Origin of the sequence: Candidatus Lernaella stagnicola (assembly GCA_030765525.1) — a bacterium.
Classification (GTDB): Bacteria; Lernaellota; Lernaellaia; order Lernaellales; family Lernaellaceae; genus Lernaella; species Lernaella stagnicola.
The window spans coordinates 16,503-30,094 of the sequence record JAVCCK010000033.1 but is presented as its reverse complement, the minus strand read 5'-3'; the positions used below and the strand labels follow the sequence as shown (position 1 = coordinate 30,094).

11 protein-coding genes are annotated in these 13,592 nt (G+C 59.2%); 2 read left to right on the top strand and 9 right to left on the bottom strand.

Translation table 11 applies throughout. The features are described from left to right. The 9 genes from cdaA to P9L99_14780 all read right to left on the bottom strand — a co-directional run. Window positions 1-689 (bottom strand): diadenylate cyclase CdaA (gene cdaA / locus P9L99_14820; protein ID MDP8224632.1); only part of this gene is annotated, 689 nt, incomplete at its 3' end. 5 nt (window positions 690-694) lie between these two features. Beyond that, complete coding sequence (gene folP, locus P9L99_14815; protein MDP8224631.1) at window positions 695-1,525, bottom strand: dihydropteroate synthase; 831 nt, start codon at window positions 1,523-1,525, stop codon at window positions 695-697. Then, window positions 1,522-3,504, bottom strand: a complete 1,983-nt coding sequence (gene ftsH / locus P9L99_14810) for an ATP-dependent zinc metalloprotease FtsH (GenBank protein MDP8224630.1) — start codon at window positions 3,502-3,504, stop codon at window positions 1,522-1,524. Before ftsH ends, folP begins: the two co-directional genes overlap by 4 nt. A 38-nt stretch (window positions 3,505-3,542) precedes the next feature. Beyond that, window positions 3,543-4,862 carry a tRNA lysidine(34) synthetase TilS gene (gene tilS, locus P9L99_14805; GenBank protein MDP8224629.1) on the bottom strand — a complete coding sequence of 440 codons (1,320 nt, stop codon included), beginning with the start codon at window positions 4,860-4,862 and terminating at the stop codon, window positions 3,543-3,545. After that, complete coding sequence (locus P9L99_14800) at window positions 4,862-5,278, bottom strand: hypothetical protein (GenBank protein MDP8224628.1); 417 nt, start codon at window positions 5,276-5,278, stop codon at window positions 4,862-4,864. The genes tilS and P9L99_14800 overlap by 1 nt, the downstream gene beginning before the upstream one ends. A gap of 8 nt (window positions 5,279-5,286) precedes the next feature. Continuing rightward, window positions 5,287-5,919: a hypothetical protein gene (locus tag P9L99_14795; protein ID MDP8224627.1), complete on the bottom strand. Its 633-nt coding sequence runs from the start codon at window positions 5,917-5,919 to the stop codon at window positions 5,287-5,289. A gap of 7 nt (window positions 5,920-5,926) precedes the next feature. Then, window positions 5,927-6,664 (bottom strand): metallophosphoesterase, encoded by a 738-nt coding sequence (locus P9L99_14790; GenBank protein ID MDP8224626.1) that lies wholly within the window; start codon window positions 6,662-6,664, stop codon window positions 5,927-5,929. A gap of 72 nt (window positions 6,665-6,736) precedes the next feature. Next, window positions 6,737-7,978, bottom strand: coding sequence for an exo-alpha-sialidase (locus P9L99_14785; GenBank protein MDP8224625.1), 1,242 nt, complete (start codon window positions 7,976-7,978; stop codon window positions 6,737-6,739). A 158-nt stretch (window positions 7,979-8,136) separates the two neighbouring features. Beyond that, window positions 8,137-8,985: a class I SAM-dependent methyltransferase gene (locus P9L99_14780; GenBank protein ID MDP8224624.1), complete on the bottom strand. Its 849-nt coding sequence runs from the start codon at window positions 8,983-8,985 to the stop codon at window positions 8,137-8,139. A gap of 134 nt (window positions 8,986-9,119) precedes the next feature. On the opposite strand from P9L99_14780, the gene P9L99_14775 reads away from it, so the two are divergent. Both P9L99_14775 and P9L99_14770 read left to right on the top strand, forming a co-directional pair. Then, a complete protein-coding gene (locus P9L99_14775; protein MDP8224623.1) occupies window positions 9,120-10,520 on the top strand; it encodes a hypothetical protein in 1,401 nt (466 codons plus the stop codon). Between the two features lie 152 nt (window positions 10,521-10,672). Continuing rightward, window positions 10,673-13,582, top strand: a complete 2,910-nt coding sequence (locus P9L99_14770) for a TaqI-like C-terminal specificity domain-containing protein (protein MDP8224622.1) — start codon at window positions 10,673-10,675, stop codon at window positions 13,580-13,582. Window positions 13,583-13,592: the final 10 nt, after the last annotated feature.

The following is a 13,592-nucleotide window of genomic DNA, read 5'->3' as shown; positions in this document are numbered from 1 at the left end:
GCCACGCTCACTTGCGCTTTTTCCTCCGAAATAATGAGAACCAGCGCGTCGGTTTCCTGGGAGACGCCTAGGCCGGCCCGGTGCCGCGTGCCCAGGTCTTTGTCGATTTCCACGTCGCTGGCCAGCGGGAAGAAGCATCCCGCGGCGACGATACGGCCGGCGCGAATGATAACCGCCCCGTCGTGAATCGGTGACGAAGGGAGAAAGACACTGACAATCAACTCGCGGCTTACGCCGGCGTCGAGCTGAATTCCCTCCTCCACGTACTCGTTGAGTCCGGTTTCTCTTTCCAGGACGATCAGCGCGCCGATACGCCGATTGGTCAGCGCCGTGGTCGAGCGCACCAGTTCCTCCACGAACTCGACGCTGGGAATCGAGGTGGCCGCAAAAGGATTGCGAGCGAAGCGCGCCAGGGTACGGCGTATTTCCGGTTGGAACAGGACGACCACCACAAGGATCAAGCTGCCGAGGAAAGTCGAAAGGATCCAGTTGAGCGTGTAAAAGCCGAGAAGATTGCTCATCAGGAATACGGCGATGATGACGACCAATCCGACGAGTATCTGCAGGGCGCGGGTGCCCTGAATCAGAACGAGAAGGCGGTAGATGATAAACGCGACGATAAAGATATCGAGCAGATCAATAAGATTGATCCCGCTGAAGGTCGATTTTAGCGTGTCGAATATTTCCACGTTCTCTACGCCCGTAAAATCGCGCGCGCGGTTTGCGTCGCCTGCACCGTCGCGGCGACATCGTGCACTCGCAAAATATGCGCCCCCTTCGCCACGGCCATGACCACCGCGGCCAAGGTTCCCGGTAAACGGTCGCCGACCTCGGCTCCCGTCAACATGCCGATGAAACGTTTGCGACTCGGTCCCACCGCAATCGGCAAGCCGTCGCGTCCGAAAACGCGAAGGTGCTTCATGATCGCCAGATTATGTTCCAGAGTTTTGCCAAAGCCGATCCCCGGGTCAACGGCAATGTTTTCTCGGGCAATTCCCGCCGCGACGGCACGGTCGACCCGCTCGCGCAGAAACGTGTTTACCTCTTCGAGCACATCCCGGTACACGGGGTCGTCTTGCATCGTTTTGGGCTCACGCAACATATGCATCACGATCAGACCGGCACCGGTTTTCGCGACGAGGGGAGCCATTTCCGGGTCGCCGAGAGCCGAGACATCATTAACCACGTTGGCGCCCGCCACAAGCGCCGCTTCGGCCACCACAGCTTTTCGCGTATCCACGCTGAGGGGCACGTCGGAGCGGCGGCGAATTTCCTCAAGAACCGGAACCACACGGCGGATTTCTTCCGCGGCGTCGACCGGATCGGAACCGGGGCGCGTCGACTCGCCTCCCAGGTCGATGATATCCGCGCCTTCCTCGATCAAGCGCATCGCGCGGGCCACCGCTTCTTCCTTTGTAGCGAATAGGCCGCCGTCGGAGAACGAATCGGGAGTCGCGTTAATGATGCCCATAACGATCGTCTTCGTGCTTAGATCGAAGGCGCAATCCCGACCTTTCCAAATCACTCCCGGCGCTCCCCTTCTTCCTCGGCTTCTTGGTCCGCCGCATTTTCGGCGACCGGTTCGGCGTCCGGAATGTCGTTTTCGTTGTCGTCGCGATCCGCTTCGGCGACCGTCTCCGATTCATCGTCTGGTGACTCATCGTCGCTTTCGGGTGGGGGCGGCGTCGGTGGTTCGCGGTCGAGTTCTTTGCCGTCCCTCAGTAAACGGATATCGTCGCCGGTGATGGTTTCATAAACCAGCAGGGCTTCGGTGATCTTCTCCAAAAGGTCTCGGTTCTCCGCCAATATCGACAAGGCAGTTTCGTACGCTTCATTGACAATGCGCTTGACCTCCTCGTCGATATCCCGCGCGGTCCGTTCGGAGTAATCCTGGTGATGCTGAATGTCGCGCCCCAGGAAGACCATCTCTTCCCGGTGGCCGAATGTGATCGGTCCAAGAATGTCGCTCATGCCGAATTCGCACACCATGCGTCGGGCCAAACGGGTGGCGCGTTCCAGGTCGTTGGCGGCGCCGGTCGTCATGGTATTCATCGCCACGATCTCGGCAGCGCGGCCGCCCATGGCAAAGGCGAGGTTGGCCAGAAGGTAATCCCGATTGGTAATGAAGCGGTCGTCCTCGGGCAGCACTTGCGTCAACCCCAGGGACATGCCGCGCGGAATGATCGTGACTTTGTGCACCGGATCGATGAACGGCACCATCAAGCCCACAAGCGCGTGTCCCGCCTCATGGTTGGCGATCATGCGTTTTTCCTCGTCGTTGATGAGCATGCTGCGCCGCTCGGCCCCCATCATCACTTTATCCTTGGCCTTCTCGAATTCTTCCATTTCGACTTTCGTCTTGTTGGCGCGGGCCGCCAACAGCGCTGCTTCGTTGACCAAGTTGGCCAGGTCGGCGCCGGTGAATCCCGGCGTACCGCGGGCGATCACCGAAACATCCACATCGTCGGCCAAGGGCACTTTTTTGGCGTGCACCTTGAGGATTCCCGCCCGGCCGTTGACGTCGGGCACCGGAACGATGACGCGGCGATCGAAACGGCCGGGGCGCTGCAACGCCGGATCCAAAACGTCGGGGCGGTTGGTGGCGGCGATTAGAATTACGCCCTCGTTCGACTCAAAGCCGTCCATTTCGACCAGCAGTTGATTCAGCGTCTGCTCGCGCTCATCGTGTCCGCCGCCCAGCCCGGCACCACGATGCCTTCCCACTGCGTCGATCTCGTCGATGAAGATGATGCAGGGCGCGTTTTTCTTGCCCTGGGTAAACAGGTCGCGCACCCGGCTGGCGCCGACGCCGACGAACATTTCGACGAAGTCCGACCCTGAAATGGAGAAGAACGGCACGCTTGCCTCGCCCGCAATGGCGCGCGCGAGCAAGGTCTTTCCGGTTCCCGGCAGGCCCATAAGCAGCACGCCTTTGGGGATGCGTCCCCCGAGACGAGTGAACTTCTTCGGGTCCTTAAGGAAGTCGATGATCTCGGCCAGTTCTTCTTTGGCCTCCTGAATGCCGGCCACGTCTTTGAACGTCACCTTGTTGGCTTTGTCGGAGACGAGGCGGGCCCGCGATTTCCCGAAGCTCATGGCCTTGCCGCCACCGGATTGCAGTTGACGCATCAAGAAGATGAACAAGCCGATCACCAGGATCATGGGGATGGCGTTCATCATGATGCCCCAGAACAACCCGTTGGATTCGGGTGCGACCGTGTAATCTACTTTGTATTCATCGAGTATCGCGTACAGTTCCGCAGATTCGAAGCCGACGGTTTCGAATTTCGTCTCGCCGTTTCCCTGTGGCTTGGAGTAGGTGCCGGTGATGCTCCGGCCCTTGATCTGCATGTCCTTGATATTGCCCTTTTCCACTTCCTGGCGGAATTGAGCGAACGAAATCGCGGAGCTGTGTTGTGAGTTCTGGTAAACCAGATTGAACATGATGATGGCGCTGATGACCAAAAACAAAATCAGCGCGAGATTTTTATAAAGCGGCTTCAAACGCGCACCCCTTATCGTGTTTTCTCACTAAGTGTTGCCTAGTATAACCATTTAAATCGCACGGCCCAGGTCTTCTCATTTTCTCGGTGCGATATCAAGGCCTTGGCCGATCTGAGCCCCGGAACCAGCAATACACTATCGTCTCGAGCCAATAAAGGCCATACCAGCCGTAAATCCCGCGGAATTTTCTCGTTGCCGAACAAATCGGAGCATTTGACCCGCCCCTCCATGCCGATCGGCTGAATCCGCGCCCCAGGCCATGCCGGCCTCCACTGCGCTGCCCGCATGAGCGAATCGGTCACCAATACGATGTCCGGAGCCGCATCAGCATCGGCCCTCACGTCCAACTCCAGCCGGCCGTCGGCGAACGTAAAGACGCCTTCAGCGGCAGCGGGAAACGGATCCCACAATGGGTAGACAACGCCTTCGTCTTGTCGGTTCAACAATTCGTAATCACGAACGATTTTACCACCGCCGGGAATCGCCACCGGCCCCGCGGGCCCCGGCGCGGTCGCTAGATGGTCCAGATCCTCCACGACGTGTCTCGGGGGCACAATCCCGTCCTCGGCCAGCCAGCGCCGCAATACGAGAAAACGCCGTGGTTCGGAAAACTGCTGGAGCCGATCGACCCGCAGCGCCCGGCCCACCCGGCAATCGGCGAGGTCGGCGGCCGCCAATTCCTCAAGAACTTCGCGCTCGCCGTGTGCGATTTCCGCCAACCGGCCGATCGCCTCCCACGCTTTCGCCCCACCGATCTCCTCCGCGAGCGGCAGCATCGTCTGCCGAATGCGGGTGCGGAGGTACCGAGGGTCGTCGTTGGAGGGGTCTTCGAGCCATTCGAAACTGGCCGCCTTGAGGTACGCGCGCAAGGTCTCGCGTCTCATCCCCAGCCAAGGACGGCGGAAGACGCCGTATTCCTCGCCGATTCCCCGCAAGCCGCTCGGGCCGGTGCCGCGAAGAATGCGATGAAAGATCGTCTCGACCTGATCGTCCAAGGTGTGAGCGGTAAACACGGCCGCCAGGCTTTCCTCGTCCGCCATGCGTGAAAGCGCCTCATAGCGGGCACCGCGCGCGGAGTCGTGGATGTTGCCGCTGAGTTGGCCGGGCTGCAACCTCGCCATTTGAAAGGCGACCCCCAAGCGATCCGCCTGCGCTCGACACACTTCCGCTTCCGATGCCGATTCCGGACGCAACGCGTGGTCGACATGTAACGCAACCAACGTTGCCCCAACCTTCCGGGCGACGGCGTGAGCCGCCACGAGCAGCGCCATGCTGTCACCGCCGCCGGAGAACGCCACGCCGAAGCGGTCCGGACGGCCGTAACGGCGCCAGGCCGAGGCCAGGATTTTGTCCGGCATCAGCGTGTCCCGAGGTTAAGAACGTGGAGCACTTCTTCAGGATTTTCCGTGGGGAGGACGGAAATCTCGACGTACCGCGACCCTTTTTTGTACACCAAGTAATAAGGCGTCTCGTTGATGCGGCTGATTTCGCGCCAGCCAAAAGGCCGAAGTCGCTTCTCGTAAAAGTTGATGATGTCCTCGGGCGAAGCGGTGGTGATCAGACGCACTTGAAAGGCGCCGTCGGCGTCGTGGACCCGTTGGACGATTTTACCCGTTGGATAAAGAGGCACGTCGGCGGGTAATCGCGGAAAGGCTTTTCCCGGACCGCCGTTGTCGGTATCTCCCGTGTTTTTGTCGCACCCGCCGAGCAGACCCAACGTCAGCGCGAGAAGCACGGCAAAAAGCAGCCAAATAAGTCGATAGGTGCGGTTCATGGTTTCCGTTAGAGATAAATTTGAACGCCGATCAACCCTTGCCACACGCCCTGGTCGAGTTCGTCGACGAAAGTATTGTCCGTGGGTACGATCCGCCAGCGCCCTTCCATCTTGAGCGCGATGAACTTGTCGAACGCGAAGTCGTAGCCGACCAGCGCCAGATAGCCGGGTATCCATTCATCGTAGTAATCGGCAACCTGCATGTCGCGATACGTGCCCCTGCGCTCCAGCGTGTTGTACCGATAACCGACGCCGCCGCCGAGATAAGGGTTGAAACGCCAGTTACGGCCGATCTCGATTCGGAAAATGCCGTCGAACCAAAGCGAGCGCCAAAACGACGTGCCGGGCTCGTCCAAATCGACCCAGTCGCCATGCCACTCCATGCGTTCCGGTTCGCCCTCGGCATAAAGAAAACCGAATCCACCGGCCAGGGAAAAGGGCTTCCAAAGATACCACTTGGCTTCCAATTCACTCATCCACGTATACGGGATTTCATCGGCGACGTCGGCTTCGGTGGGTATGCCGATTCCGGCACCAAGTCCAAGAGAGAAGCCGCAACGCGTAGGCGTCGGCCCGGGCTCGGCCCAGGCGAGCAGCGGCGTCGCGAGAAGTAGCGTTAAAATGAAACAAAGTTTCCGCATGTTGACCCTACGAGGTTTTATTCAATATATCGGATTGGCCGCCTGATGCAATAGATTCGAGCGGTAAGCGAACGGGCGTGAAGTCAACGGCGTCGGCGGCGCAAAGCACGTAGCGCACGCCGTTTCGCACGCCCTGCAGGCCCAAAGCATGGTCGCGCGTCCCGTGGAGGTGTCCGTAGACGCATAGCACGACGTCGTGCCGCTCGAGCAAATCCACAAAACCCGGCTCGTCGCCCACCGCCAAGGCGGGCGGAAAATGCATCATCACGACTTTCGGCGCTCCCGGCGGCGCCGAGTTCAGGCTCATCTCCAATCGATTACGCTCGCGCAGGAAAATCTTCGGGTCGTCTTCGCCCGGCAGCCCGGAATTGGGAATGTTCCAGCCGCGCGCACCGCACACCGCCCAGCCGTTGACCATCAGGTGATCGTTCTGGATGGCGCTCATCCCCGGAGGTAGAACGGCGCGAACCTTGTTGATGGAGTTCCACCAATAATCGTGGTTGCCGCGTAAGAGGATTTTCCGTCCCGGCAAGTCGGCGATGAAGGCCAAATCGGGCTGCACTTCGGATAACCGCATGGCCCAGGACGTGTCGCCCGGGAGGAGTACGACGTCATCGGCCGCAACGACTTCGGCCCACTTGGCGGCGATTTTCGCGGCGTGGTTTTCCCATTGCGGGCCGAAGACGTCCATCGGCTTGTCCACGGCAAACCCGAGATGCAAATCAGCCAGTGCGAAAAAAGCCAAAGTGAAGCGCCTCCTTGTGTGTTTTGCATACGCGACTTGTCGCTTGTTTGGCAAGAGCGACCGGCGGCGAACCTATTGAATTAACCACGCTTCATTAAAATGCACCCAACCGATGGTCTCCCGGTTGACGGAATACGTGACCCATATCGTGCCGTCGTGCGTGTTTTGGGTGATCGATGGGTAGGAATAGCTGCACGACACATCGTCGCACTCGTCGTTCAGATTGCGAACGGCGACGAAAGTCTCGCCGCGGTCGCGGCTCAACGCGGCAGTCAAGGGAAAACGGCTGTCCGGACTATCGTTGTAGGCGACGACTACGTGCCCGTCGAGTAGCAGAACCTGATCCACGCCCGTGCCGCTGTTGGGCAGCGACAACCGCGTCGAGGCCGACCACGTCGCGCCGTTATCGTCACTCGTGGTGCGCCCGATGCGATGAAAGGGCAACCCGTCGCGCGTAATCACTGAAATCATGCCGTCGTCAAACACAACAGCCGACGGCTGGATCTGGCCCAGGTGGCCGAAGTAATAGTCCAAGTCCAAATGCGGCTCTTCCACCCAGGTCTGGAACCCGTCCGTGGAGCGAATGTACACCGGATACGCAAGGCATTCGTTGTACAGCGGCAGCAGCAGATCGCCGCCGGCCAACCGCACCGGAGCGTGACGCACCATCCAACACGGCCCGTCGCGCAGTAAAACGGGAGGCGACCACGACAGCCCGCCGTCTTCGGAGCGGATCATGCGCGGTCGCGCGTCGTTCCAGGCTTCCCCATAGATGCTCGGGAAGAAAAGGAGCATTCGGTCGCCGTCATCCACCCACAAGGTCGGATTACCCTCCGAGCGCTCGGGGTCATCGAACAAAACCTCGGGCGTGGTCCAGTCGTCCTCGCCCGGTTCGAGGCGCGACCAAACGACGCGGGAGTCGAGCGATTTTTCGCGCTCGCCGTGGTACCAGACCGCGGCCATCGCGCCATCGGGTAACTCGACGACGCTGGATGAATGGTGGTTGCAGTTAAACTGCGGCGGGCCGCCTACGGGATAGCACTCAAGGGAGTTCGGCGGGAGGATCGTACCGCGTTCCATGAAGGGATCCTGCTCTTCGGGCGGAAAGACGTCGTCATTGTCGTTGTCGTCATCGTCGTCGTTATCGTCGTCATCGTCGTTGTCGTCATTATCGTCGTCGTCGTCGCCCGGCGTAGGGTCCTCGGCCGCATCGTCATCGGAGGAGGAATCCTCGTCCTGGGCACAACCCATAACGCCGCACGCGATTACGGACACCAAAAGAATCAACAAGAACCGAGTTATCAACTTATGCATCGCCGGGCTCCGGGGTTGCGGGTTGAGTGCCACCAGTCGGCCGCAGTCCGAGATTATCGGGTACCGTGAAGCGTGCCAAGGCCGTGAGACAACGAACCGGCAATCTCCTGAAAACGATCGATAGCCGTTGCGCCCAATGTCGCTATTCGATTCGCTGCTCACGCCCCGGCGGGCTTTGCGGCAATGACGGCGAACTCGTGAGAAGCCGGATCGAAGCCTTTGCCTACGACGTCGCTCAGGAATTCTTGAACCACGAGACCGCAGTCTTCGATCTCTTTTTTGAGCGAATCTTGATCGAAGTACTGTAGCCAGTTGTAGATCACCCGCGTTCGCGCCGCCTCGATGATCGTGTACTTGTCGAGCATGACTTTTTCCTGCTCATATTTGAACGTGTTCAAGAAACCGAAGTACGGCGCGGCCGACCAAAACCCGTCCATGAGTTGCGGGGCGTGCGTGATCTGCTCTTCGCGGTCGTCAAAAGCGTGAAGGGAGTACGCGTCAAAAAGCACTTCGCCGCCTGGTTTTAGTAACGAAAAGAACTTCGTTAGCAGCGCGCGACGTTGAGCCGGGCCGAGCGCACAAAAATCGCACATGATCATGGTGATCAAATCGAAGCGCTTGCCGGTTTCGTATTCTAGATAGTCCGCACACACGTGGTCGACCGACAACCCGCCGCGCCGTGCTGTCTCCTGGGCGTATCGAATGGAGCGTTCGGAAAAGTCGATACCTGTGACCGCCGCGTCCGATTGGGCCAGGCGCGTCGTATACAACCCCGGTCCGCAGCCGAAATCCGCCACATTCTTGGTTTCGTTAAGGCCAAAGCGGGAGATCATCCAACCCACCGAGCGCTCAATGAACCGCGAATTACGCGACGCGGCGTCAATCGAATCGTCAAGATGGAATTGCAGCATTCGCGACGAAATGTGCTCGTCCGTCCAAAGATCCGCGGCCCCGTAGCACGCAAAGGGCGCCGGCCGCGTGTTGATTTCCTGCAAAAGTCGAAACATGGCGTCTCCAGTCGCAAAAGTGATCGCCGAGCCGTTGGGCATCACGGGTTGCGAAGACTAATATTCGCGGCTGGGCGAAGCAAGGCGGTGTCGGAACAAGTTGAGCCGTCGGTCCTCGTTCGCCGGGACTTGAGATGACGTCGAGATACGGTTATGCAGGAGCGATGCTTTCTTCCGGCAAGAAAATCGTTTTTGCGCTACTCGTGCTCGCGGCGGTCGCCGTTGTCGGGACGGTGATTCTCACGTGGTTGGAGCGCGGCGGTTACATCGCCTCGGAGCGCGTGGATGACCGCGTTCAGCACCCGCCCGTACACCTGCTGGAGAAACGCGGCGACACCTGGGTGATCGGCGGCGTCGACATGCTCACCGGCACCCTGCCCGCCGTAAAAGACGCGCGGAGCTTTCGCATCCTCGCAATCGGCGGGTCATTCCTCATGGGCTTCCCCTACACCAAACCGGGAATGGCGATGCCCGGCGAGGCGGGGATCCCCCATTGGCTGCAACTCGAACTTACCCAGCGCTATCCGTCGCGGCGTTTCGAAGTGCTCAACCTCAGCGCGGCGGGCCAAGATTCCACGCGCTGCCTCAAGGTGTTGAAGGCGTTTCTTGCCGTGGAGCCGGACCTGGTCGTCGTCGGCACGGGCAACAACGAGGGCAGCCTGCCGCCAAGCCGTTTCAACGAGGCGCTGCACGAATGGATCGCATACCGCCTGCTGAAAAAGGCTCTACTTCGTCCGCCGGATTTCGCCGCGCGACCGTTGTTCACACCGCAAGACCCCGACCTGCGGAAAATCGAAGACAACTTCGAGAATAATGTGCGCGCCGTCGTGGCGCTCTGTGCCGAAGCCCGCGTGCCGCTGGTCATGCTGACGATGCCGATCAACCTCCGATACGGCGGCCTGGACTCGCGCGGTCACGACTCGCCGACGCCCGAGCCGGTCCTCGATGAGTGGATGAGGAAAGGCAGGCGCCTGCAGGAAAAAAAGAAATGGAACGAGGCCATCGAGGCGTTCGCGAAAAGCCGCAACCAAGCCGCCGGCGCTTATCTCATTGCGCAGTGTTACGAAAAGCTCGAACGCCACGAGCAAGCCCGTGAGTTCTATCGCCTCGTCGCGCAAATCAATCCGCTGACCCGCACGCGGCCCTCATACAATGCGTTCATACGCCAACTGGCCGGGGACGGCGGTTTCACCCTGGTCGACTTGGAACGCATTCTGGAGCGGCGCTCCGCGTACGGAATACCGAATCCCGAACTGTTTCTTGATTACTGCCACCTGAAGTGGTGGGCCTATCTGCTTCTTTCGCAGCCGGTGAGTCGATCCATCGCCGCCTCGGGCGTCATCCCGCCGAGCGACCGGGAGCCGCGGCCCGCGCCCTCCGCGTTGGAACTCATTCGCGCCGGCGGATTGGCCCCCGACCTGATGAACAAGCCCGAGTCCGCCGATTTCGACAAGTTCCAACAAGCATGGGAGACAGCGGACGAAACGCTGCCCACGGCGCTCGACCCGCTGACGGTATTCCCACCGGTGCTGTAAATCGCTGTGTGCCAAGCCGTCGGCATCCCAGAAGGGACGAACGCTTTCCACTTGCCAAGAAACGATATAGGCGCGACCGTTGCATACCAATATCATCCGGGATAAATTCGGCGAACTATCGAAAAGATGTTTTTCCCAGGGAGTCGTTCGCGATGATAAAGACTTTTGCGGAAAGCCAAGACCGAATTGCGGAACTCTGCCGTTATTTCGCAACAAACCACCAGAATTTTCTCGCGCCCGGCGTCAAGGAAGCCCACGTTCGGCAATCGCTGATCGACCCGTTTTTCGAGGCGTTGGGTTGGGATGTCCGCAACTCGGCGATGACCGCGCCGCAGTACCGCGAGGTCGTGCCCGAAGACAGCCTCGATGACGAAGGCCACCAAAAGGCCCCCGATTACGCGTTTCGCGTCGGCACGATGCCGAAGTTTTACGCCGAAGCCAAAAAATGCGGCGTCAATATCAACGCCGACCCCGCTTCGGCCTACCAACTGCGGCGCTACGGTTGGAGCGCCAAGATACCGTTGTCGATCCTGACGGATTTCGAGGAACTGGCGGTGTACGATTGCTCGTTGCGGCCGCGCCAGGGCGAGAAGGCCAGCCGGGGCCGAATCAGCTATATGGGGTTCGAGCAATACCCCGACCAGTGGCACGAGATATGGGACGTGTTTTCGCGCGAAGCGGTCTGGTCGGGCGCGTACGATAAGTTTTCCGCGTCCAAGCGCAAACGCGGCACGTCGGAAGTGGACAACGAGTTTCTCAAGGAAATCGAGACCTGGCGCGAAAACCTGGCACGCAACATCGCCTTGCGCAATCCTGAGATCTCGACCGATAACCTCAACGCCGCCGTTCAATTGACCATCGACCGCATCGTGTTTTTGCGGATGGCCGAGGACCGGGGCTTGGAACCGTACGGGCGGCTGGCCAAGCTTTGCGAGCGAGCGGACATCTACGCGCGGTTCGTGCGTGACGTGTGCCGCCGGGCCGACGCCAAGTACAATTCCGGTTTGTTCCACTTCCGCAAAGAAAGCGACGTCGCCGACGCGCCCGATCGCATCACGCCGGGACTGGCGGTCGACGACAAGGTGATCAAGCCGATACTGCGAAGCCTTTATTTCGAGCACGGCTCGCCGTATCACTTCGGCGTCCTGCCGGTCGAAATTCTGGGTACGGTCTACGAGCGGTTTTTGGGCAAGGTCATTCGGCTGACCGCCGGGCATCGCGCCAAGGTCGAGGAAAAGCCGGAGGTCCGCAAAGCGGGCGGCGTCTACTACACGCCCAAGTACATCGTCGATTACATCGTCGAGCACACCGTCGGCAAACAGATCGAAGGCAAAAGCCCCGCACAACTGGCCGGGGGCCGCGGCAAGCCGACGTTTCGCGTGTTGGACATGGCTTGCGGCAGCGGCTCATTTTTGCTCGGCGCGTACCGGTACCTGATGGATTACGCCTTGAAATGGTACATCGAGCACAAGCCCGAAAGCCACAAGAAGGCCGTCTTCCAAGATGCCCGCGACGGCCAATGGCTGCTGACCATCGAGGAAAAAAAGCGCCTGCTGACTACCCATATCTTCGGTGTGGATATCGACGCCCAGGCCGTCGAGGTTACCAAGCTCTCGCTGCTGCTCAAGGCGCTGGAAGGCGAAAACGACGCCTCGCTAAGCAGGCAGATGGAACTGATCGAATCGCGCGCGCTGCCCAACCTGGCCGACAACATCAAGTGCGGCAATTCCCTGATCGGCCCGGACTACTTCACCGGCGACCTGCTGCCCGACCCCGACGACATCAAACGCGTCAACCCCTTCGACTGGACCGTCGGCTTCCCCGAAGCCATGAAGGCCGGCGGCTTCGACTGCGTCATCGGCAACCCCCCGTATGTGTTGCTTCAGGATGAGTTCAGAATCGAAAGCGACAATCAGTACTTTAAGCTTCGCTATTCAGTCGCGTCCTACAAGTTGGACACGTACCATCTGTTCATCGAAAAAGGGTGTAACTTGTTGAAGCCGGGCGGGGCTTTTGGAATGATTACGCCCTCAAATTTCATGACTAATAATTTCCTGTCTCCCTTGAGGGAATTCCTCATTCGCAATGTTCGTGTGAATCACATTCTCGTGATTGACGGAGGGGTGTTTCAAAACGTAAGCGTCGACAACGCAATCCTCTTGGTCGATGCAACAGTGCAGTCTGAGGGCGATTTCAGCGTCTACTATGCTGACGTTCTTGCCGGTACTCTTGGAGTTACACGAAAAGAAGACGTGTCGCTGGCCGCCGTGGCCCGCGATGCACATCACTTGTTTGTCGGTGGCGGGTCCGAACTTCGGAAAGAGGTTTGGGCCAAAGTCAGCGCAGCCAGTGCCCCACTCGGAAAGATCGCATTCGTCAACTTTGGGAAACAACTTCGGAACCGCAAGAAATACGGCCGCGACGTCATTGATGTTGATCCGAGCGGAAAAGCCCCCTCCCGATATAAGCGATGCTACACAGGAAAGAACTGCAATAGGTACTATTTGGACTACAGCGCGCTCGCTTGCCTGGATGACACCGTGGCACAGTGCGGCGGGTGTTGGGATTCAGAGAGACAAAATGCAAAACAGAAATTGGTTACGCGCCAGATCGGCACTTATCCCATTTTCGCGCTTGATAAACTGGGATACCAGTGTCTAAACACCATGTTCATGATCAATATCTTCGCCGATGGTTACAAGCCCGAATGGTTACTCGGCTTTCTCAATTCCCAAATCATTCGGTCTTTCTGGTTGGACAATTTCTCGGACCGCCGGCGGACATTTCCAAAGATAAAAGGAACCTATTTGAGTCAGCTCCCCATCCGCACAATCGATTTTGATGACCCGGCGGATAAGGCGCGGCACGATCGGATGGTGCAGCTTGTCGAGTCGATGTTGGCGTTGCACAAGCAGCTTGCCGCGGCGACATCCGAGGCGCAAAAGACCGTCATGCAACGGCAGATCGACGCCACCGACGCCGCGATCGACCGCTTGGTCTACGAGCTCTACGACCTGACGCCCGAGGAAATCGCCATCGTCGAGGGGGGTGTCGGGGAATAGCGCCGTTTCA

Coding starts and splice junctions, on each gene's coding strand:
- tilS (MDP8224629.1), bottom strand. CDS start 4,862: ATGCCGGACAAAATCCTGGCCTCGGCCTGGCGCCGTTACGGCCGTCCG.
- P9L99_14800 (MDP8224628.1), bottom strand. CDS start 5,278: ATGAACCGCACCTATCGACTTATTTGGCTGCTTTTTGCCGTGCTTCTC.
- P9L99_14795 (MDP8224627.1), bottom strand. CDS start 5,919: ATGCGGAAACTTTGTTTCATTTTAACGCTACTTCTCGCGACGCCGCTG.
- P9L99_14785 (MDP8224625.1), bottom strand. CDS start 7,978: ATGCATAAGTTGATAACTCGGTTCTTGTTGATTCTTTTGGTGTCCGTA.
- P9L99_14780 (MDP8224624.1), bottom strand. CDS start 8,985: ATGTTTCGACTTTTGCAGGAAATCAACACGCGGCCGGCGCCCTTTGCG.
- P9L99_14775 (MDP8224623.1), top strand. CDS start 9,120: ATGACGTCGAGATACGGTTATGCAGGAGCGATGCTTTCTTCCGGCAAG.
- P9L99_14770 (MDP8224622.1), top strand. CDS start 10,673: ATGATAAAGACTTTTGCGGAAAGCCAAGACCGAATTGCGGAACTCTGC.